Origin of the sequence: Cucumibacter marinus DSM 18995, from assembly GCF_000429865.1 — a bacterium.
Classification (GTDB): Bacteria; Pseudomonadota; Alphaproteobacteria; order Rhizobiales; family Devosiaceae; genus Cucumibacter; species Cucumibacter marinus.
Genome location: NZ_AUCR01000010.1, coordinates 148,268 through 168,658, shown reverse-complemented (window position 1 = coordinate 168,658; position 20,391 = coordinate 148,268). Strand labels below are relative to the sequence as shown.

The 20,391-nt window shown below is 61.9% G+C and carries 19 protein-coding genes; 3 read left to right on the top strand and 16 right to left on the bottom strand.

What is annotated here, in order from left to right; translation table 11 throughout:
* Window positions 1-4 precede the first annotated feature (4 nt).
* Complete coding sequence (locus G489_RS0107960; RefSeq protein WP_029041099.1) at window positions 5-1,327, bottom strand: tyrosine-type recombinase/integrase; 1,323 nt, start codon at window positions 1,325-1,327, stop codon at window positions 5-7.
* A 314-nt stretch (window positions 1,328-1,641) separates the two neighbouring features.
* Here G489_RS0107960 and G489_RS0107955 point away from each other — a divergent pair, with 314 nt between their 5' ends.
* Window positions 1,642-2,151 (top strand): GNAT family N-acetyltransferase, encoded by a 510-nt coding sequence (locus G489_RS0107955; protein ID WP_051332418.1) that lies wholly within the window; start codon window positions 1,642-1,644, stop codon window positions 2,149-2,151.
* 60 nt (window positions 2,152-2,211) lie between these two features.
* Here the strand turns inward: G489_RS0107955 and G489_RS21725 are convergent, their stop codons facing one another.
* Window positions 2,212-5,118: a caspase family protein gene (locus G489_RS21725; protein WP_051332417.1), complete on the bottom strand. Its 2,907-nt coding sequence runs from the start codon at window positions 5,116-5,118 to the stop codon at window positions 2,212-2,214.
* Between the two features lie 71 nt (window positions 5,119-5,189).
* The gene (locus G489_RS0107945; protein WP_029041097.1) at window positions 5,190-5,876 is read right to left on the bottom strand and encodes a winged helix-turn-helix transcriptional regulator; all 687 of its coding nucleotides are present in this window, start codon (window positions 5,874-5,876) and stop codon (window positions 5,190-5,192) included.
* Between the two features lie 166 nt (window positions 5,877-6,042).
* Here G489_RS0107945 and G489_RS0107940 point away from each other — a divergent pair, with 166 nt between their 5' ends.
* Window positions 6,043-6,873, top strand: a complete 831-nt coding sequence (locus G489_RS0107940; RefSeq protein WP_029041096.1) for an SAM-dependent methyltransferase — start codon at window positions 6,043-6,045, stop codon at window positions 6,871-6,873.
* Between the two features lie 33 nt (window positions 6,874-6,906).
* Here G489_RS0107940 and G489_RS0107935 read toward each other — a convergent pair whose 3' ends face one another.
* The 6 genes from G489_RS0107935 to cutA form a co-directional block, all read right to left on the bottom strand.
* Window positions 6,907-7,758 carry a metal ABC transporter permease gene (locus tag G489_RS0107935; RefSeq protein WP_029041095.1) on the bottom strand — a complete coding sequence of 284 codons (852 nt, stop codon included), beginning with the start codon at window positions 7,756-7,758 and terminating at the stop codon, window positions 6,907-6,909.
* Window positions 7,755-8,618 (bottom strand): metal ABC transporter permease, encoded by an 864-nt coding sequence (locus tag G489_RS0107930; RefSeq protein ID WP_029041094.1) that lies wholly within the window; start codon window positions 8,616-8,618, stop codon window positions 7,755-7,757. The genes G489_RS0107935 and G489_RS0107930 overlap by 4 nt, the downstream gene beginning before the upstream one ends.
* On the bottom strand, window positions 8,615-9,547 hold the full coding sequence (locus G489_RS19605) for a manganese/iron ABC transporter ATP-binding protein (RefSeq protein ID WP_035872038.1): 933 nt from the start codon (window positions 9,545-9,547) through the stop codon (window positions 8,615-8,617). Before G489_RS19605 ends, G489_RS0107930 begins: the two co-directional genes overlap by 4 nt.
* Window positions 9,548-9,558: 11 nt before the next feature.
* On the bottom strand, window positions 9,559-10,464 hold the full coding sequence (locus tag G489_RS0107920; RefSeq protein WP_407059826.1) for a metal ABC transporter substrate-binding protein: 906 nt from the start codon (window positions 10,462-10,464) through the stop codon (window positions 9,559-9,561).
* A 293-nt stretch (window positions 10,465-10,757) separates the two neighbouring features.
* Window positions 10,758-11,543 carry a coniferyl-alcohol dehydrogenase gene (locus tag G489_RS0107915; RefSeq protein WP_029041092.1) on the bottom strand — a complete coding sequence of 262 codons (786 nt, stop codon included), beginning with the start codon at window positions 11,541-11,543 and terminating at the stop codon, window positions 10,758-10,760.
* A gap of 117 nt (window positions 11,544-11,660) precedes the next feature.
* Window positions 11,661-12,002, bottom strand: coding sequence for a divalent-cation tolerance protein CutA (cutA, locus tag G489_RS0107910; RefSeq protein ID WP_029041091.1), 342 nt, complete (start codon window positions 12,000-12,002; stop codon window positions 11,661-11,663).
* A 299-nt stretch (window positions 12,003-12,301) separates the two neighbouring features.
* Here cutA and G489_RS19600 point away from each other — a divergent pair, with 299 nt between their 5' ends.
* The gene (locus G489_RS19600; protein WP_051332416.1) at window positions 12,302-13,417 is read left to right on the top strand and encodes a saccharopine dehydrogenase family protein; all 1,116 of its coding nucleotides are present in this window, start codon (window positions 12,302-12,304) and stop codon (window positions 13,415-13,417) included.
* Between the two features lie 86 nt (window positions 13,418-13,503).
* Here the strand turns inward: G489_RS19600 and G489_RS0107900 are convergent, their stop codons facing one another.
* From G489_RS0107900 to G489_RS0107870, 7 genes are all read right to left on the bottom strand, one after another.
* Entirely contained in the window at window positions 13,504-14,376 is an 873-nt protein-coding gene (locus G489_RS0107900) for a D-amino-acid transaminase (protein ID WP_029041090.1), read from the bottom strand.
* A gap of 19 nt (window positions 14,377-14,395) precedes the next feature.
* Complete coding sequence (locus tag G489_RS0107895; RefSeq protein ID WP_035871987.1) at window positions 14,396-15,454, bottom strand: dipeptidase; 1,059 nt, start codon at window positions 15,452-15,454, stop codon at window positions 14,396-14,398.
* Window positions 15,455-15,579: 125 nt separating this feature from the next.
* Window positions 15,580-16,962, bottom strand: coding sequence for a sensor histidine kinase (locus tag G489_RS19595; protein ID WP_035871986.1), 1,383 nt, complete (start codon window positions 16,960-16,962; stop codon window positions 15,580-15,582).
* Window positions 16,959-17,624 carry a response regulator transcription factor gene (locus G489_RS0107885; RefSeq protein WP_029041088.1) on the bottom strand — a complete coding sequence of 222 codons (666 nt, stop codon included), beginning with the start codon at window positions 17,622-17,624 and terminating at the stop codon, window positions 16,959-16,961. The genes G489_RS19595 and G489_RS0107885 overlap by 4 nt, the downstream gene beginning before the upstream one ends.
* 46 nt (window positions 17,625-17,670) lie before the next feature.
* On the bottom strand, window positions 17,671-18,324 hold the full coding sequence (locus G489_RS21720) for a PepSY domain-containing protein (RefSeq protein ID WP_155889337.1): 654 nt from the start codon (window positions 18,322-18,324) through the stop codon (window positions 17,671-17,673).
* 242 nt (window positions 18,325-18,566) lie between these two features.
* Window positions 18,567-18,758: a DUF2783 domain-containing protein gene (locus G489_RS0107875; protein ID WP_029041086.1), complete on the bottom strand. Its 192-nt coding sequence runs from the start codon at window positions 18,756-18,758 to the stop codon at window positions 18,567-18,569.
* A gap of 31 nt (window positions 18,759-18,789) precedes the next feature.
* Window positions 18,790-20,388 (bottom strand): FAD-dependent oxidoreductase, encoded by a 1,599-nt coding sequence (locus tag G489_RS0107870; protein ID WP_029041085.1) that lies wholly within the window; start codon window positions 20,386-20,388, stop codon window positions 18,790-18,792.
* Between the last annotated feature and the right edge of the window lie 3 nt (window positions 20,389-20,391).

Below are 20,391 nucleotides of genomic sequence, written 5' to 3'. Positions count from 1 at the left end.
TTGCTCACCTCGCAGGTCGTGAATTTCTAAGCATTTGATCAATGGCGCTTTTGCGGGATTGGCGATCCAGCGTGTAGGTGTTCCGCCTGAACTCGCCGCCTTCGAGCAGGGCTTTTACGTAGCCAGACACGGTGTCTGCAGCCATGATCAGTGTGGAGTCGAGCGTATGGACGTACTTGCTCGTCACCGAACCTTTCGCGTGCCCGATCAATGCTGCGATCGTGATCTCTGTGAAGCCCAGGTCGTTGGCGATGCTCGCGAAACTGTGCCGCAGTACGTGAGGCGTCACGTCCCACAGCGGGGTTTCCTTGAACAGCTTCTTCCAACTCTGCGGGAAATTGCCGACTGCGTTGTCGATGCCTTGGCCGGGAAAGACGTACGTTCCGGTTCTGTGCGGTCGTTCCTTCTCCAGGTATTCCACGATTGGAAGGCCTACCGGGCGGACCGAAGAGCCTTCCTTGCTATCGACTAATCGCAGGGAACTACCATCAAGATCGACCTCGCTCCATTTGAGGTTGACGATTTCTCCGCGTCGGCAGCCGCTCAGCGTAATTAGCCTAAGGATCTCGGCATGTATCCTGTAGCGGTCGCTTTGCTGAGCCTGACGAAGGATGTCTCCCAAAGTACGGTACTCAGCTTCGCTGAGGCGACGGTCGCGGACCTGGTATTTCGGCTTGCGAAGGCCATGCGTAGGATTGTGCTCGATCACTCCGGCCTCGACGGCATATGAAAAGATGCCGCCGAGCAGGCCCATCGTCCGGATCGCGGTGCCGCGACCGCCGCGCACGATGGCCTTTCCGCGCAGCTTTTCGGTCTTCATGGTCACGCGTGTCTTGCCGGCGATGATGTCCTTCATCAGGTTGTTCATGTCCGGCTTGGTGATGTCCCGCACACTTCGCGTCCCGAGAAGGGGAATGATGTGCCTGCGGATACGGCCGACATCGGTGGCGATGGTGGTGTCCTTCTTTGGCCGGCCGCCTTTTCCCAGGATGAGGCCAGCTTCCATGTCGGCGATGTACTGTTCGCAGAGCTGCTTGATGGTCAGCGCCTTGCGATCTTCCTCGCGTTTTTCAGCAGGATCGCCGCCATGAGCGACCTGTCCGAGCAGGGCCTTGGCTTCGCGGCGCGCAGTCTCGGGCGCCCATACGCCGTGGAGGCCGATCGTGTAGCGGCGCGATCGGCCACGAGACCGATACTGGACGATGTAGCTGCGCTTTCCGGAGGGATAGACGCGAAGACCGAAGCCCGGCAATTCGTCGTCCCAGACGACGTGACCTTTGCTCTGCGGCTCGACAGCCTCTACAAACCTTTTGGTCAGTTTGGTCATGCTCCCGTCCCTCGGAAGCCCCGATTTCGAGTAAGCACCACGCAAGCACGCGGGCGGAAATCAAGGCGTATTCTCGGATAGAGACTTCGGAGGGCCGATACTGAAAATCAATATATTTCAGTTGGTTATCGTGCTCTGGCGTGCCCTATCGTGCAATTCGGATAGGCCCTTAGACCAGCTCCGAAGGCAGAGGTCATAGGTTCGAATCCTATCGGGTGCGCCAGTTTTTCACTTCGAGGAGTCTCCCGGGTCGCCATTGCTTGGCGAAGCGCCTAGTGTTTCACGCAACGGCCTTCTGCAAGAGGACTAGCCTCGTGATTTCCATTCCCCGGATCGAGACCGAGCGGTTTGTGCTGAGACCCTGGCAGCTCGATGATTTCGAGGCGTTTGCCGGCTTCTACGCGGATCCATTGCAGTCGCGCTATGTCGGTGGGCCAGCGGACCGGACAACGGCCTGGCGAAGATTCGCGTCGCTATTGGGACATTGGGCGCTCAAGGGTTTCGGGGAATGGGCTATCGAAGACCGGAACAACGGTGCGCTTCTGGGCGATGCCGGGCTGATGGAGCCCGATGGCTGGCCGGAAATCGAGATGGGATACTGGCTGTTGCCCGAAGCGCGCGGCAAGGGCGTTGTCAGCGAGGCGGCCGGGCGCATCCGCGATCATGCCTTCACCACGATGGGGCTCGATACGCTCGTAAGCTATATCGATCCTGCGAACGCGGCCTCAAAGCGCGTGGCAGAGGGCCTTGGCGCCCACTATGAGTGTACTATCGATCTGTCAGTGCATGGGCCGCATGAGGTCTATCGCTACGTCAAGTCCTAGCGCGCCGGGCCTCTCAACCGGCGCGCCACACCGGTCCAAAAAGCGCGCGCCACCCTCCCCTCATCCAGCCGGGCGCCAGGCGCGGGTGATCCGGAACGGCTGCGGGCTGCGGGCGTCCGAGCCGCCATCGCGGATCTCGAAGAAATAGGTGCCGGCTTTCTCGAAATCGGTGGTTGCAGTGGTGACGCCGCCGGGGCGCGGTGCGTTGATCCAGTTCATGATGATGTTGCGGTCGGGATCGAGAACACGCACCGAGATATCCAGCGCTTCGGCAACCTGATCGATGGTGAAATCGAGGCTCCCGGGGCCCGGCACCTCGATACGGAACCAGTCGCCATCGCCCTTGGGAAGGATGTGAGCAAACGTTTCGCCTTCGAGGGTCACTGGCGTGGCCGCGCCGAGCGTGTTGTTGGGTTCATGGGCGTTGAGCAACGGGGTGAAGCGGGTCGATAGTGTCGCGTGCTCAACCGAGCGGGCATCGGAGTTGCCGTCGGCGATATCGAGGAAATAGGTGCCGGCTCGCGGCAGATCGGCAATCGCCTCGGTCAGTCCGCCCGGCGCGTAAGGCGCCACCCAGTTGAGGACGATATTGCGGTCGGCGTCGAGCACGCGGACGTGAATATCGAGATCCTTTGGCCCCTCATCGATATCGATCGCCAGTTCGCCCGGCGTGTCGACGCTGACGCGGAACCAGTCGTGATCCCCGAGCGGCAGGATGGTGAAGGCGGTCGTCCCGCCCGGGGTGAGATTGCGGGCCGCGCTCATTGAATCATTGGGTTCATATTGATCCGGCGCCGGCGTGAAGGTGGTGTTGAGCTTGAACGGATCAATCGACCGCTCGTCATTGCTGCCATCGCGCACCTCGACAAAATAGGTGCCGGGGCGGGCGAAATCGGCGAAGGCATAGTTCTGGCCGCCCTTTCTGGGCGCGGTCAGCCAGTTCATGATGATGTTGCGTTCGCCATCGAGAACCCGGAAGGCGATGTCGAGATTGGCTGGCGACCGGGTCGCCTCGAGCTCCAGCATGCCGGGCTGATCGACAGTGACGGCCAGCCAGTCGACATCTCCCTTGGGGAAGATGGTCATGTCGAGCTCGGAATTCTCGGCGATCGGATAGGCCGCGCTCAACAGATTGTGGGGTTCGGATACATCGACATTCTCGGTGAAGGTGGTGCGCAGGGTGAAGGGTTCGACCGAACGCTCATTGTTGTCGCCGTCGCGCACCTCGAGGAAATAAGTGCCCGGGCGCGGCAGATCGGCCACCGCATAGGTGTCGCCGCCGGTGCGCGGACCGCGGGCCCAGTTCATGATGATATTGCGTTCGCCATCAAGCAGGCGGAAGGAGATGTCGAGATTGTCCGGCACATCGAGAGCCTCGATGATCAATTCACCGGACACCGGCGCAGACAGCGCAAACCAGTCCGCGTCGCCCTTGGGCAGGATGGTGTGGCGACGGCTATCGTTCAGCGCAGCCTCTCGCGCAGCCCCCAAAGTCTCATTGGGCTCATAGAGGTCCGGCGACGGGGTAAATTCGAGCGCCAGGTCGATGCCTTCGGGGCTCTCGGCGTCGGAGCTGCCGTCGGCCACTTCAAGCAGATAGATGCCGGGGCGCGCGATATCGGAAATCATCTCGAAATCGCCGCCGGGCCGGGGGGCCGTCGTCCAGTTGGTGATGACGTTGCGGTCCTGATCGAGCAGCCGGGCGGCCAGATCGATCTCGGCGGGCAGACCCCTCGCCCGCACTCCCAATGTGCCTGTCCGGCCAATGGGCAGACGGGCCAAGTCGCGGTCACCTCTTGGCAGAATGGCGATCCGCCAGGTGTCGTTCGGGCCCAGAAGTTGCGAGGTGGTCACATTGCCGTTTTCGCCCTGTTCTTCACGCTGCTGGCCGACGGGCGCTTCCCACGGGGCCGGGGGCAGATAGATCGGGCGAGGGTGCAAGGTGGCGTCATAGCCCCAGCGGGCGGGTGACAGCTCGTCGCTGCGGTCGAGCCTGACCGGAGAGGCAGCTTCCTCAATTGCCGGCTGGGTGGTGCGGGTTTCCGGCAGCGTTTCTGGCGTGGCCTCGGCCACCTCCGTGGTCACACTGTCATCGGTTCCGTCCGGGGCTGGCGGCGTGGCCACCTCGACCAGTTCTGGCGCGGAGAAATAGAACTCGCTTGTCAGCCGCACCAGCAATTCGGGGCGCTGATCACCGCCTGTGGTCTCGATCACCCGGCCCGCGATGCGACGGAAGATCAGCCCGACTTCGGCGCCGGGGCGGTCGATTTCTTCAAGGAACGCCTCGGTATAGGGGCTGTGCTCACCTGTTCCGTCCGAGGCGACATCACCGGCCGCCGCCGCATAGGCGATGATGGTGCCCGAGGCGGAAGGCCGCATGGGTGCCAGCCCGCGGGAGACCGCAACAGACCGCGTGTCACCGGCGGCGCGGCGCAGATCCTCGGCAAAGGGATTGTCGCGGCAGGCGTCGAGAACCACGATGGTGATGTCGGCCTGGCGCTCGATGTCGGTCAGAATGTCGGAGATGCCAATGGCCCCGTAGCGCACGGAGAGCTCGTTGCGCACATCGATATCGACCGGCAGCAGGTAGTTCTCCTGGCCGAGCTGCAAGCCGTGTCCGGAATAATAGAAGACAGCCGCCTCCGCTCCGCTCAACGCCGCGTTGAAACCGGCGAGGGTGTCGAGAAGCTGGGTCTGGGTGGCGTCAACCGCCGTGTGAACCTCAAAGCCAAGACTCTCCAGCTTGGCGCTGACGGCCATGGCGTCCGCCGCCGGATTGGCCAGCGGGGCTGCGTGTTCATAGGCACCATTGCCCACGACCAGCGCTACCTTGCCGGCCGCATGCGCAACCGGCGCAGCCAGGATCATCGACAGCAATGCTATTGCATAGGCCACCGTGCCCACCAGGCGCTGTTTGCGGCGCATGCGGGGTGCGGTGTTGGTCCAAGGCGTCCACAACGTCCACATGGGCCCGTTCCTCCTACCGTTGGGCAAGAGTGGCCGAGTTTAGTGACAATTGCAACAAACCGGGGTGTGCGTCAGTTCCGGCGCGAAGGGATTGCAGCCAGCGGGGACAGGTTGAGCCAACCGGCTAGCGCGCGCCGGGCGGTCGCACTGCCATGGGCCTCGAGGGCGCCTTGGTCGAGAGCTGCCGGAATGGCGATATCACCGCGTACGATCCGGATCATGTCCGGCAAGGAGACGGTCAGATAGATATCGACCCCGAAACCGGGATCGTCGCGGCAGACCTCGCAAGCGCCTTCCTCGTTGAGAAACCACCAATTCTCAAAGCCGTCTGGCTGATCGGTAAATGTGAGCTGCACAACTGCGGGTGACCGTTCGAAGGCGTCAGGGGCGGCACGGCGCTCGATCGACCAGAGCAGCAGACCCAGATCGACTTCGTCATCCTCGAGCTCGCGGCGCGACCAGCGCTGTCCCCAGACCCCCAGGGCATCGATTACAGGCACGAAATCCTCGCCCATTGCAGTCAGCCGATAGTGCCGGCCACGTTCGCCGGGCCGCTTGTCGACCTTGACGATGCCTTCGCGCTCAAGACGCTTGAGGCGTTGGGACAACAAAGTCGGTGACATCAGCGGCACGCCGCGCTGGAGTTCGGAGAAACGGGTCGCCCCCCATGCGAGGTCGCGAATGATGAGAGCGGTCCATCTTTCGCAAAAGATGTCCGCAGCCTTGGCGACCGGACAGAACTGGGCATAGGACTTCATAGGCCTCTCCCTCGAACGGGTTCGTCACCTTCGGGCTGTCTCCCCCTTTCACCGTTCAGCGGTGATGGTAACAAACAGCGCTGCAAGGAACACTCCATTTTCTGGACTATCCGCCCAGCGGGTGTGCTGCTTTTGTTGGGGCAGACACTCAATAGCGGAGGAGATCATGAACCACCTGATCGAACGTGATGTCGCCGCCCACTATGGCAAGGCGGGTCTGACCGAAACCATTCTCGACGGGGTGCTTGCCGCCGGTGGCGACCCCTCGCAGCCGGAAATCGAGACGCTCGCCCCGGTTGACGAATTTCATACCGGCGGACGCGAGGCGAGTCTGATGGCGCTCGACATGCTGCCGCTCGAACCGGGCATGCATGTGCTCGACGCGGGGTCAGGGCTCGGCGGCACCGCCCGGCTGATCGCGTCCAACCATGGCTGCCAGGTCACCGGGATCGACCTCACGCCGGAATTCACTGAAACGGCCAGGGCTCTGACGGCCCGGACGGGGCTTGGCGACAAATGCCGGTTCGAAACCGGCAGCGTGCTGTCCATCCCCGCCGAAAAGGGCAGCTTTGATGCGGCGATCACCTTTCATGTCGGTATGAATATTGCAGACCGGGCCGGATTCTATCGCGAGGTGTTCCGGGTGTTGAAGCCGGGTTCCCGGTTCCTGGTGTTCGACGTGATGAAGGGCTCTGCACCGGGGGTCCCCTATCCGGTGCCCTGGGCCGAGACTGCGGCGACAAGCTTTCTCAAGTCCCCGGCGGAAACCCGGGATCTGATGGCCGATGCCGGCTTTGAGGTGGAGGCGGAAAAAGACCTCACAGACTACGCGATCGGCTATTTTCACAAGGTGTTCGAGAATGCCGGCGATGGCCCGCCGCCGCTCGGACTGCATCTGTTGGTCGGCGAGAATGCCACAGAGAAATTCACCGGCTATCTCGCGGGCCTCGAGGCCGGGCAGATCGTCCCGCACATCATCGTGGCACAACGGTCCTGACCGGATGGCCAAGCACTGGCGGGGCCCCGGCGCTCAGGCAGGGGCTGCCTGCCGGCTGATGCGCGCGGTGCGGATGAGCGAATAGATGAAGGCCAGAATGAACCCGCCAGTCATCAGCAGAACGATGGTCGGAGCCGGGGCAGAATTGAGGAAGAAGCTCAAATAGACCCCGAAAAAGGCGGCTGCGACCGCGATCAGGGCGGAGGCAACAAGCATGTGCGAGAACCGCCGCGTGATCAAAAAGGCGATGGCACCGGGCGCCACCAGAAGCGCGATGGCGAGGATGATGCCGACGGCCTTGAGCGCACCGACAATGGTCAAAGACAGGATGGCCAGCAGCCCGTAGTGCAGAAGGGTAACCGGAAGGCCGACGGCCTTGGCCTGGGCCGGATCGAAGGCGTGCAGCAGGATATCGCGCCATTTGACGATCAGGATCACGGCAACGATCACCGCGATCAAGCCGGATTCGATGAGGTCTGGCAGGCCGATGCCGAGCATGTCGCCAAACAGGATGTGATCGAGATGCACATCGGTGCGGATACCGGTGTACATCACGATGCCAAGCCCGAACATGCCGGAAAAGACGACACCCATCACCGTGTCCTGCTTGATGCGTGAATTTTCGCTGAGATAGCCAGTCAGCAGTGCACAACTCATCCCGGCACCGAAAGCACCAACAGCCAGGGGCAGGCCGGCCATATAGGCCAGAACGACCCCGGGCAGCACGGCATGCGAGATGGCGTCGCCCATCAGCGACCAGCCTTTCAGCACCATGAAGGCCGACAGGAGCGCGGCAGGTAGCGCCACCAGCACCGAGATCAGCATCGCGTTGCGCATGAACTCGAACTGGAACGGCAGCAGCAGGCTGTCCATCAAGGCAGTCATTCTGCGGCCTCCAGCTGCCTCAGCGTTTCCGCGGCGCGGCGGCGGGCCGCAAACAGACCGTGCTTGGGCGCGAGGAAAAAGGCGATGAGGAAGATTACGGTCTGCAGCACGACGATGACACCACCGGTCGCGCCATCAAGGAAATAGCTGACATAGGCGCCGGTGAAGCTGGTGGCCGCACCGATCACCACCGAGATGATCAGAAGCCGTTCGAACCGGTCGGTGAGAAGGTAGGCCGTGGCGCCGGGGGTGACGACCATGGCGATGACCAGGAAGGCCCCCACGGTCTGCAAGGCGGCGACGGTACAGGCGCTCAGAAGCGTGAAGAAGATCACCTTTAAGAGATCCGGGTTGAGCCCGACCGAGCGCGCATGGCTCTCATCGAAGAAGGTGACCATCAGATCCTTCCATTTGAGCAGCAGCACCGCGAGCGAGACAAATCCGATGATGGCGAGCTGAAGCGTATCCTCGGGCGTGATGGCGAGGATATTGCCCAGGATGATGGTCTGGATATCAACCGAGACAGGATCGAGCGAGATCATGAACAGGCCCAGCCCCAGGAACGAGGTGAAGATCAGCCCGATGATCGCATCTTCCTTGAGCCGTGTGCGCTGATTGAGAAACAGCATGGCACCGGCGGCCAACCCGCCGGCGAAGAATGCGCCGACCGAGAAGGGCAGGCCGATCATGTAAGCGCCGGCGACGCCGGGAACGATCGAGTGGGAGAGCGCATCGCCGATCAGCGACCAGCCCTTGAGCATGAGATAGGCGGACAGGAAGGCACAGACCGCCCCGACCAGGGCCGACACCCACATGGCGTTGAACATATAGCCATAGGAAAAGGGCTCGAGGAGGATCATCGGGAACTGTCTTTCGCCTTATCCGTCCGGACGTTGTCCGCCGGCGCCTGATCCCCGGCCTCGCCATAGATGACGAAGGGGCGCTCATCATCGGTCAAAACAGTGACCGAACGGGTGTCGGTTGCGGCATCGTCATGCAGTTCCTCGCCACCCAGCACGAAGTGGCGCAAAACGCCGCCAAAGGTCTTTTCGAGATTGTCGTGGGTGAAGATTTCCGCAGTCGGGCCATGATCGAGAACAGTGCGGTTGAGCAGAACGGTGCGGTCGCAGAATTCGGGCACCGTGCCCAGATTGTGGGTCGAGACCAGCATCACCCTGCCCTCATCGCGCAGCGATTTGAGGAGTTTGATGATGGCCTCCTCGGTCTTGACGTCGACGCCGGTAAACGGCTCGTCGAGAAGGATCACCTTGCTGTCCTGGGCCAGGGCCCGGGCCAGGAAGACGCGCTTCTTCTGGCCGCCGGACAGTTCACCGATCTGGCGTTTGCGGTAGCCGGCCATATTGACCCGCTCAAGCGCGGATTGAACCGCGTCGCGGTCGGCCTGGCGCGGAATGCGCAGGAAGTTCATGTGGCCGTATCGGCCCATCATCACGACGTCCTCGACCAGCACCGGGAAGCTCCAGTCGACTTCTTCGGCCTGGGGGACATAAGCAACGAGGTTTTTCTTCAGCGCCTCGTTGGCGGGCATACCAAGCACGGAGACAGTGCCACGGGCGACAGGTACGAAACCCATGATCGCCTTGAACAATGTCGATTTGCCCGAGCCGTTGACCCCCACCAGCGCGGTGATGGTGCCGGCGGGAATGGAAAAGCTGGCGTCGTAGAGCGCGGTATGGCCGTTGCGATAGGTGACCGTCGCGCCTTCAACCGCAAGACCGGGGGTATCGAAACCGGACGCCTGAACGCCCGGCTTGAGTTCGGATGGCATGGTGAACCTGCTCATCGGGTCAGACCTTCGATAATGGTACGGGTGGTGACCTGCATCAGATCGATATAGGTCGGCACCGGCCCTTCGGGATCGGACAGGGAATCGACGTACAGCACGCCGCCATAGGCCGCACCGGTCTCGCGCGCCACCTGTTGGGCAGGCTTGGGTGAAATGGTGCTTTCGGCGAAAACGACCTTGATGTCGTTGTCACGCACCGCGTCGATCACCTTGCGTACCTGCTGCGGCGTGCCCTGCTGGTCGGCATTGATCGGCCACAAATAGAGTTCGCGCAGGCCAAAATCGCGGGCGAGATAGGAAAAGGCGCCCTCCGAGGTCACCAGCCAGCGGTGGTCCTCACCGACGCTGGCAAGTTCGTCGCGCAAGGGCTGCATGGCGGCGTTGAGGCGCTCGACATAGGCCGCCGCATTGGCAGTGTAAGTTCCGGCATTATCGGGATCGTGCGCGATGAAAGCATCGCGGATATTGTTGACATAGATGACGGCGTTATCCGGCGACATCCAGGCGTGGGGATTGGGTTTGCCCTCGTAAGGCCCCTCGGCGATGCTCATCGGCTCGATGCCCTCAGACACCACTACTCCGGGAACGTCCCTCAAGGTTTGAAAGAACTTTTCGAACCACAATTCGAGATTGAGCCCGTTCCACAGGATCAGCTGAGCGCCCTGTGCCTTGATGATATCGCCTGGAGTGGGCTGGTAATTGTGGATTTCGGCGCCGGGCTTGGTGATCGATTCAACGATCGCAGCGTCTCCGGCAACGTTCTGGGCCATGTCGGCGATCACGGTGAAGGTCGTCACTGCCTTGAACTTGGCAAAAGCCGGCGCAGGGCCGGCAAAGACGGCCAGCAGCGACAAGGCAAAGACCGCGCGGTAGGCGAAGCGCGGCATCAAGTCGATCAGGAGAGAAGTCTTCATCGGCGGGGTGCTCATTTGTGTCGGGCACTCATGTGCCAGGTGTCCAGTTATCGAGATTCGCAGCATCATTGTTATTGCGAACCATTCGCAACAACTCGCATATCTCAGTTCTTAATGCAACTCATTTGCATTTTCATTTTCGACACCATGGAACAGCCGGGCTCATGCGCGCAAGGGGCCGTGCCATGCGCCGGCCCGGCAGGAGGCTGACACCATCGAAACCGGATTGAGCACTTTCCGGCGGTATGGCGGCGGACCGGCGCTCGGCGATGCGCGGTCTAGAAACCGATCACATCGGCATTGATCGAGGCCTCAACCCCGCCATCGACGGGAATATTGGCACCGTTGATCCAGCGCGCGGCGTCTGAACACAGGAACAGGACCGGCGGGGCAATATCCTCGGCGATCCCCGCACGCCCGGCGCGCGCCACGTCACCGTCGACCTTCTCATCCCCCAGAACCTGGCGAAAATCGGAAAGGATCGGTGTTTCGACCGGACCCGGGCTGACTGCATTGACGCGGATACCGCGGGATTTGAACAAGGGCTGATGGGCGGCGCGCTGGGTCCACAGGATCAAGACCTGTTTGGAGACCGGATAGCTTTCGGCATCGCCAATGCCATGCCTGGCCACCAATGCCTCAACCTCGGGGAACCCTTCAGCATCGCACAAGTCCCGCGCGCGCTCGACTTCCGTGCGCCAGCCATAGCCGGCCAGCGAAGCGAGATTGACGACCGCGGCACCATCACGCAGCTTGGGCGCCAGCGCTTCGGTGAGGGCGCGAAGCCCGTAGAAATTGACGCTCAGGGTCTTCACTGCACCCGCGCGGCCGGACAGCCCCGCGATATTGCATAGCCCGTCGATCCGGTCGGGCAACGCCATGGCGATCTCCGCCACGCCTTCGGGCGAAGACAGGTCACCCTTGAGAAACCGGCCTGCGGGGATCGCCGGTTCGTTGATATCAATGCCGATGACATCGGCCCCCATCCGGGCCGCGAGCTCTGCGGTGCGCTTGCCAATGCCCGATGCGGCGCCCGTAACGACGATGGTCTTGCCGAAAATCATGATGGTCTCCCTCAACCCGTTGATCCTGTTCACTCAAATGCGTGCGCACCCTGCCCGCATTCCACCCGGCGGGGAATGGACCGAACGGTCTACTGAGTTTTTCGATTTGCGGAACGATCAATCCGCCGCGGCAGGACCTTCGAGACTGGAGGCCAGCCAGTCGGCATAATCCCGATTGATGGCCACAACCGGTGTCGCGACGATTTCGGGCACATCATAGGTGTGATGATCGGCGACGACCCTTTCGAGGCTCTCCAGAAGGCCCGATCGTGTCTTGGCGGTCAGAATCAGTTCTTCTGCTGCCTCGATCGCGCCCTGCCAGCGATAGACGCTGGTGGCTGGCAGGATTTGCACGCAGGCAGCAACGCGCTCAGAGACCAACGCGTCGGCCAAGCGGCGGGCATTGGCCAGCGTATCGATGCTGATCGTTACCAGCAGCGCATCGGGATTGGTTTGCATGGTCTTCTCCCGTTTCGTTTGGTGACCACCCCGCTACCGACTTCGGCCCAACGAGTGTGACGCAGAGCGCGGTAGCCAACAATCCCGAAAAGGCGAACTGAAAAGGTAAAGGCGCGTTAGGAATATTTCGTCTTAATGCATGATCTAATGTTGATTTCGCCGAAATAGATGCGTGTTTTCGCCCAATTCTCACCTGTTTTTCGACATCAGTCGGCGCGATAATAGGCGATGTCGACCCCTATCGCGGCCCCGGATGCGGGGCATGGGTCAGTTCACAGGGCAAAACGGGAGTGAGGCACATGAAATCAGTAGCGATTGTCGGCGCAGGTCGTATCGGAACCGCGCTCGGAGACATGCTGGGCGCGAGCGGTGACTATCGCGTCACCCTGATCGACAAGTCCGAAACCGCCTTGCTGGGCGCCGATATGGCGACGCGAGCGGAAAAGCGGGCACTCGATATCACTGACAAAACGGCTCTGGTCGATGCGCTGGAGGGCAAGTTCGCCGTGATCTCGGCGGCACCCTATCAGTTCACGACAGCGATCGCGGAAGCTGCTGCCGAAGCGCGCGTTCACTATATCGATCTGACCGAAGACGTGGCGAGCACGCGCCGGGTCAAGCAGATCGCGGAAACCGCTGATACCGCCTTCATTCCTCAATGCGGACTGGCCCCGGGCTTTATCACCATTGCCGCGCATTCCATGGCGCGCGCCTTCGATGAAATCGAGACCGTGCGCATGCGCGTCGGCGCCCTGCCGCAGTATCCGTCCAACGCGCTCAACTACAATCTGACCTGGTCTCCCGAAGGGGTGATCAACGAATATTGCGAGCCTTGCGAAGCCATTGTCGGTGGCGAGTTGCGCGAAGTACCCGCGCTCGAAGAACGCGAAGAATTTTCGATCGACGGCGTGACCTATGAGGCGTTCAACACCTCGGGTGGTCTAGGCTCGCTGTGCGAGACGCTGAAGGGCCGGGTCCGCGACCTCAACTACCGCACAATCCGCTATCCGGGTCATGCAGCGATCATGAAGACCCTGCTGCGCGATCTCCGGCTGGGCGAGCGCCGCGACCTGCTCAAGGATATTTTCGAGCATGCCCTGCCCACCACCCAGCAGGATGTGGTTGTGATCTTCGTCACGGTGACTGGCCGCAAGAACGGCCACCTGGTGCAGGAGACCTATGCCAACAAGGTCTATCCCGGCGCCATTGGCGGCAAGATGCGCTCGGCCATCCAGCGCACCACATCGGCGGGCGCCTCTACCGTGCTGGATATGCTGGCCAAGGGGCAATTGCCGCAAAAAGGCTATGTGCAGCAAGAAGACATCGCGCTCGATGATTTCCTCGCCAACCGGTTCGGCCAGGTCTTTGATCGTGGTGCCGAGGTTGGCGAACACTCGGAGCGCAGCGTCGCCTGAACCGGCGGTTCTGCCGCTTCAACCAACAAATCAGCCCTCACTCTCCGACACGTTCGGGGTGGGGGCTTTTTTTTCGTTCCGGAGCCTTACCCGCCTGCCTGTTCGGCGGCCTGCCTGCGCGCCTGCTCGATATAAAGTGTGCGCAGCCTTCTGGTGACCGGTCCGGGCTTGCCATCGCCCAGGGTCACGTCATCGATCCCGACCACCGGCATCACCAGCGCGCCGGCGCCGGTGATGAAGGCTTCGCTGGCCTGTTTGGCCTCATCAAGGGTGAAGGGGCGCTCCTCAAGCGTCGCACCGCCTTCCGCGATGAGCGCCAGAAGAGCCGCCCGGGTGCAGCCGGGCAGGACCTTTTGCGAGAGCGGACGCGTGATCAGCCGCTTGTCGGCGGTTACGATATAGGCCGTCGACGAGCCGCCTTCGGTGACGGTGTCGCCTTCAAGCATCCAGGCCTCCCCGCATCCCTCGGCGCGGGCAGCCTGTTTGGCCAGAACCTGGGCCAGCAGAGCGGTCGATTTGATGTCGCGCCGCGCCCAACGCAGATCCGGCACCGATTTCACCCTGATACCGGTCTCAGCGACGGGATCGTTGGCGAGGTCCTTCTCGACGGTGAACATCACCAGCGATTGCGGTGTGTCCCTGGCCGGAAACGGGAAGTCGCGTTCCACCGCCCCCCGCGTGACCTGCAGGTAGATCATCCCATTGGTCAGCCCGTTCTTTTCCATCAGCACCCGCTCGATGGCGACAATTTCGCTGGCCGGCACAGGCATGGGCATGCCGATTTCGCCGAGCGAGCGCTCGAGCCGCGCCATATGCAGATCGGAATCGATCAGCCCGCCATCGATGACGGCGGTGACCTCATAGATTGAATCGGCGAAAATGAAGCCGCGATCGAGAATCGAGATTTTCGCCTCGTCGAGCGGAACATATTCTCCATTCACATAGGCAATACGTGCCATGGCGTTATTCTCCAATGACCTATCCGATAACCTGGCCGATGACGCGCCGCCAGTTGCCGCGACACAGCTTTTCGAGATCGGGGCCGGTAATGCCGTGCGTCTCGAGCCCGCGCACCAGCGACGGCAGCCCTGCCGCGCTGCCGATCACCGCCGGGATCATGGCGCCGTCGAAATCTGAGCCGAGCGCCACGCCGTCAATTCCGACCCGCTCGACGAGATAATCGATATGGCGCAGCATATCATCGATTGAGGTGTCGGGATTCTCGGCGCCATCCTCGCGCAGCATCGAGACCGCATAATTGAGGCCGACAATGCCTTTGCGCTCGCGCACGGCGTCGAGTTGTCGGTCGGTGAGATTGCGGGCCACCGGGGTGAGCGCATGCGCGTTGGAATGGCTGACAATCAGGGGGTTTTCCGATGTCTCGGCGATGTCCCAGAAGCCTTTCTCGGTGATATGCGCGCAATCGACGAGAATGCCGAGGCGATCGCATTCCCTGACCAGCGCCTTGCCGAGATCGGTGAGGCCGGGACCGGTGTCGGGACACTTGGGGAAGGCGAAAGGCACGCCATGGGCGAAGATATTGTTGCGGCTCCACACCGGACCGAGCGAGCGCAAGCCCGCCGCGTGAAGCACGGACAGGGCTGACAGATCGGCGCCGATGGGTTCGCAGCCTTCGAGATGCAGCACCGCGGCGAACACGCCGTCGGCCATGGCGGTGTCGATATCCGCTCCGCTGCGGCACAGCCGCCAGCCGCCTGCCCGCTCGATCTCGAGCGCGATATGCGCCATCTGCAAGGCGATATCCAGCGAGGGTCCGCGCTCGAGCGGCCCGGCCAGCGGGGTGTCGTAGTGCCCGTCGGCGTTGCGGGTGGCCCGTTTCTGGTCGTTGGAGGGCACATAAATCGCGCAAAGACCACCGGCGAGCCCGCCTTTCCTGGCCTTGATCGCATCGATATGGCCGTCAGCGGCGCCTTCGGTGAAGATCTTCACGGCCTTGTCGAGACCGCCGGCACTGGACCACAGGCGCCACAACACATCGTTGTGGCCGTCAAAAACAGGGATAGGCGCTTCTGTCATTATTCAGGATACTTTGAAATCCGGGATTTCGGTCGGAATGAGAGGGCTTTGCCGCAGGAATCGGCGTTAGCTCCATAGCAGCACAGCAGCCGCGCGCCGCCAAGGGTCGATGTTGGTGTCCCGCTTCAGCGGGCACACGGGCCCGGTTCACGTTGCGGTGAATTGGGCAGTTCGATGCGGACCAGCAGTCCACCGATCGAGGAGGCGGAAAAGGCGATCCGGCCGCGATTCATTTCGATGATCTCGGTGGCAATCGCCAGCCCCAGCCCTGTGCCGGGGCGTGTCTCGTCCAGGCGCTGGCCGCGTTCGGTGATCTGCCGGATCTTTTCGGGCGCAAGGCCCGGCCCGTCATCGGCAATTTCAAGGATCGCCATCGGCCCTTCGCTGTGCACGGCGACCACGATCAGGCTGTCGGCCCATTTCACCGCGTTTTCAAGGACCACACCGACCAGCTCGATCAGATCGTGCGGATCGATATCGACAATCAGATCCGCGCCAATATCGAGCGAGAAGGCGATTCTTTCGCCGGCCCGCGTCTTGCTCAGCACATTGATCGAGCGATTGAGCGCTTCGGACAGGTCCGCAGAAAAGATCTGATTGTGGGATCTGAGGCTGAGACGCGACAGGCGGAGCTGGTAGTCGATCCGGTCGGTCATGTCCGCGGCCAGTTCCTCGAGGGTCGCAGCGATTTCGGTTTCGCCTCGTGCCGCCAGGTCCGAGGCGGAATTGGAAAGCACGGCCAGCGGGGTCTTGAGGCCATGGGCAAGATCGGCAGCACGGGCGCGGGCGAATTCGAGCGATGTTGTCTGGCTGTCGAGCAGATCATTGACCTCGGCGACGAGCGGCAGCACTTCCTCGGGATAGCTTTCATCGAGCCTTGCGGCCCGGCCCCGGCGGATCCGTTCCACCCCTTCGCGCAAGGATTTGAGAGGCCGCAAGCCCAGTTCGACCTGCAGGAAGGCGGCAATCAGCAGGGCGAGCCCCAGAACCATCAGGGCCAATACGAGATCAAGCCCGAAGCGGGCGATCGAGGCATCGATCACCGCCCTGTCCTCAGCCAGGATCACGGAGAAACGGCGGTCTTCATTTTCAGCGGCGAAACGCAAGGACCGCTGGATGGCGGTCAGGGACTGACCATCCGGCCCTTCGATGACGCCAAAGCGAATGTTTCCATCTGCTGCGGCGCCGGATATGGGCGAAAGCGTGGAGTCCCAAAGCGAACGCGAGCGCAGGGCAGAGCCATCCTCGCCGGTAATCTGCCAATAGAGGCCCGAAAACGGCGTTTCGTAGCGCGGATCGGGCATGCTCGCGGTCAGTTCGGGCTTGACCGGCAAGGGGTCGATCAGGGCGGCAAGCCGGCTCAGTTCGGCTTCAAGGTCACGGCGAGCGGTTGCTTCGACATTGGCGACAAACAGCCAGGCGATCGCGCTGCCGGCGATGACCAGCGCCAGCGTGACCCAGATCGCTGCGCCCAGGAATAACCTGAATCGCAGGCCCCGCGCAGTCACGAGGGCTCGCCGCCGATGAAATAGCCAAAGCCGCGTCGGGTGTTAATGACCCCGGCTCCGAGCTTGCGCCGGACGCGGCCGACCAGCACCTCGATGGCATTGGAATCGCGCTCATAATCCTGAGCGTATAGGTGTTCGGTGATCTCGAGCTGGGAAATGACGCGTCCGCGGTTATGCATCAAAAAGGCGATCAGCCGATACTCCTGCGGGGTGAGCGGCACCGGCACTCCCTTGCGCGAAACCTGCATGGTGCGGGTGTCGAGCGAGATCTCGCCCGCCTCGATGCGGCCAGAGGAATGCCCCGAAGCGCGCCGGATCAGCGCCTTGATTCGGGCAACGACTTCCTCCATGCGGAACGGCTTGACGACATAGTCGTCTGCGCCTGCCTCGATGCCCTCGACACGCTCCTCCCAGTCTCCACGCGCGGTCAGGATCAGGACCGGCGTGTCGCGGCCCTGGCGGCGCCAGCGCTTGAGAATGGTCAACCCATCAAGGGTGGGCAGCCCGAGATCGAGAATAATGGCATCGAAGGGTTCGGTGTCGCCGCGAAACCAGACATTCTCGCCATCGCTTTCGCATTCGGCGACAAGACCGGCCATTTCGAGCGCGGTGGCAATGGAATCGGCGATGCGTTTGTCGTCTTCGGCAACGAGCACCTTCATCTGCGCTGCGAATCCTTCCCCGGGCCGTCAGTCTGTCCGGTATTGCTCAGCGCCGGCGGACCGGCGCACCTGAGCTGGCATAGAAATACCACAGGCTGACTTCACCGTCATTTTCGAGCGATTTAAGCTCATACAGCAGGAAGGAATCCACGGTCACCAGGTGCACATCAATGATCCGGCCCGAGGTGTAATTGCGGGCAATCGACAGAACCCGGCCAAGCGGGAGGGCGCGCTCGTCCTCGACTGCCTTAAGCGCCTGCTCCAGGTCGAGCTCAGCGTTATCGTTGCCATTCCCTGGCGTTTCGCCCTGATTGCCGTTGCCGATTTCAAGGCCCAGAGCGAGGCCGTTGCCATTGCCACCGGCATTGGAATTGTTGCCAGAATTGCCCGGCCCGACGCTCACACCAACGCTGACGGAATCGCCGATTGACAGTCCGACGCCGAGCCCGCCGCTATTGGAGTTTCCGTTGCCATTGCTGCCGGAATTGCTGTTTCCACCGGCATTGTTCGATTTCTGCCCGTTGGAATTGCCCTTGTCCGATTTGCTCTTGTCGGCATTGCCCTTGTCCGATTTGCCCTTGTCCGATTTGCCCTTGCCGATCGAGATGTCGAGGCCAAGCTGGGCGTGGGCCGGCGCAACCGCAGCCAGTAGCGCCGCGCCCAAAAAGGCGGTGATGATAAGGTGTCGGGTGAGCTTCATCGCGGGCGCGATCATAAGGTTAAAATGCTGACAATCCCCTGACAGGGAGATCACGCCGCAGTCAGGCAGACCATGTTACGTCTCGGATCATGGGCCCAGGGCGGTATTGCACAGCCGCCGAAAACGGGAACCGATGCTTGTTGCGGTGGGCCTGACTGCCAAGGACGATCCGGACACACCCCGCTGGATTGTTTGCCTGGCCTCCGGAGGGTGCGGTCGAGGCCACGGCCGCACCCGCTTTTCTAGCCCTGTCGGGCTTTTTCCATCAGCCTTTTGAGTGTCTGCAGATCGCCGATCTGGTTGGCGAAATAAAGGATCAGCCGGGCATTGAGCTTTTGGCTCTCCTCGGTCGTGAGCCCTTCATGCGCGTTCATCAGCGCTTCGTAAAATTCGTCACGGTCGGCACCAAGGCCATCAGGTTCATAGTCGGGCATTACTGCCTCCCATCATCGTCTCGCTCTGGCGCTAGGCCTTGCCAAGGGCCCGGTCGCGCGCGGCCTTCACGGTTTCAGCATCAGGCTCGGCAAATACGGCCGCCACATGCTGGTCGGGACGGAACAGATAGGCGAGGCCCTCACCATAGCGCTCGAAGGCGAGCCCGTCCGCATCGGCATAGTCGCCCCCCTCTCCGACATTGCGGATGGTGAGGGTGCGTACACCTTCGACTTCGGGCAGGGCGACATCGCCAAAGCCCACAAGGGTGAAGTCTCCGCCGATGACATTGAGAAGCCAGGCGCTGCCCGCCGGTCCTTCGAGCGGGGCATCGAGAGGCGGACTGCCGACCGGCAGAACCGCGTCCGAAGAGGGTGTGCCGAGCGGGAAGCCCTCAAGCGAACAGGGGACGGACAGGCGCCCGGAATTGATCAGCTTACGGGCAAAAGGCTCGGTGTGAGCCAGCCGCAGCACCTCGTTGCGGAACAGCATTTCGGTGTCCGAACGCGGCGACATGAAGTTGGTCGAGCGCGACGAGTTCATGATGTTCTCATCCGCGCCGTGAACGCGCTCGTCATTATAGGTCTCGATGAGAGTTTGTGGTGCATCACCCTCGATGATCGCGGCGAGTTTCCAGCCGAGGTTGTCGACATCCTGAATGCCGCCATTGCCGCCCCGTGCGCCGAAGGGCGAAACGATGTGGGCGCTGTCGCCGACAAAGATCACCCGGTCATGCACGAAGCGTTCGAGGCGGCGGCATTGGAAAGTGTAGATCGACACCCAGTCGAGCTCGAAAGGCCGCCCGCCCACCGCCTTTTCGATGCGGGGGATGACGTTTTCGGGCTTTTTTTCCTCTTCGGTATCCGCATCCCAGCCAAGCTGGAGATCGATGCGATAGATATCGTCGGGCTGCTTGTGCAGAAGCGCCGACTGGCCGGGATGGAAATCGGGCTCAAACCAGAACCAGCGCTCGGATGGGGTGTCGGATTTCATCTCGACATCGGCGATGAGGAAATGTTCCTCGAACAGGCGTCCGAGGAAATCGAGCCCCAGCATGCCCCGGATTGGCGATTTGGCGCCATCGCAGGCGATGACATAGTCAGCGGTGAGGCGGTAGTCGCCCTCCGGCGTCTCAATGGCGAGGGTTGCGCCATCCGGCCCGTTCTCGACACCGGTGACCTTGTTCTTGAACCTCAGGTCAATGAGATCGGGGAAATCGCGGCAGCGGGTGACCAGATATTCCTCGACGTAATATTGCTGGAGGTTGATGAAGGCCGGCATCTTGTGCCCCGGCTCGGGCAAGAGGTCGAAGGAATAGAGCTCCTCGCCCTTGTGATAGAGCCGCCCGACCTTCCAGGTGACGCCCTTGTCGACCATGCGTTCGCCGACCCCGAGCCTATCGAAGACTTCAAGGGTGCGTTTCGACCAGCAGATGGCGCGCGAGCCGACCGAGACGACATTATTGTCGTCGAGCACGACGACGGGCACGCCGTGCAGCGCCAGGTCGATGGCCATGGCAAGGCCGACCGGCCCTGCCCCGACGATTGCGACCTTGTAGCGGGCCGGCACATCCCCTCCCGACAGTTCGGGCGGCGTATGGGTTTCAAACGGCTCGTACTGATATCGGCCCATGGC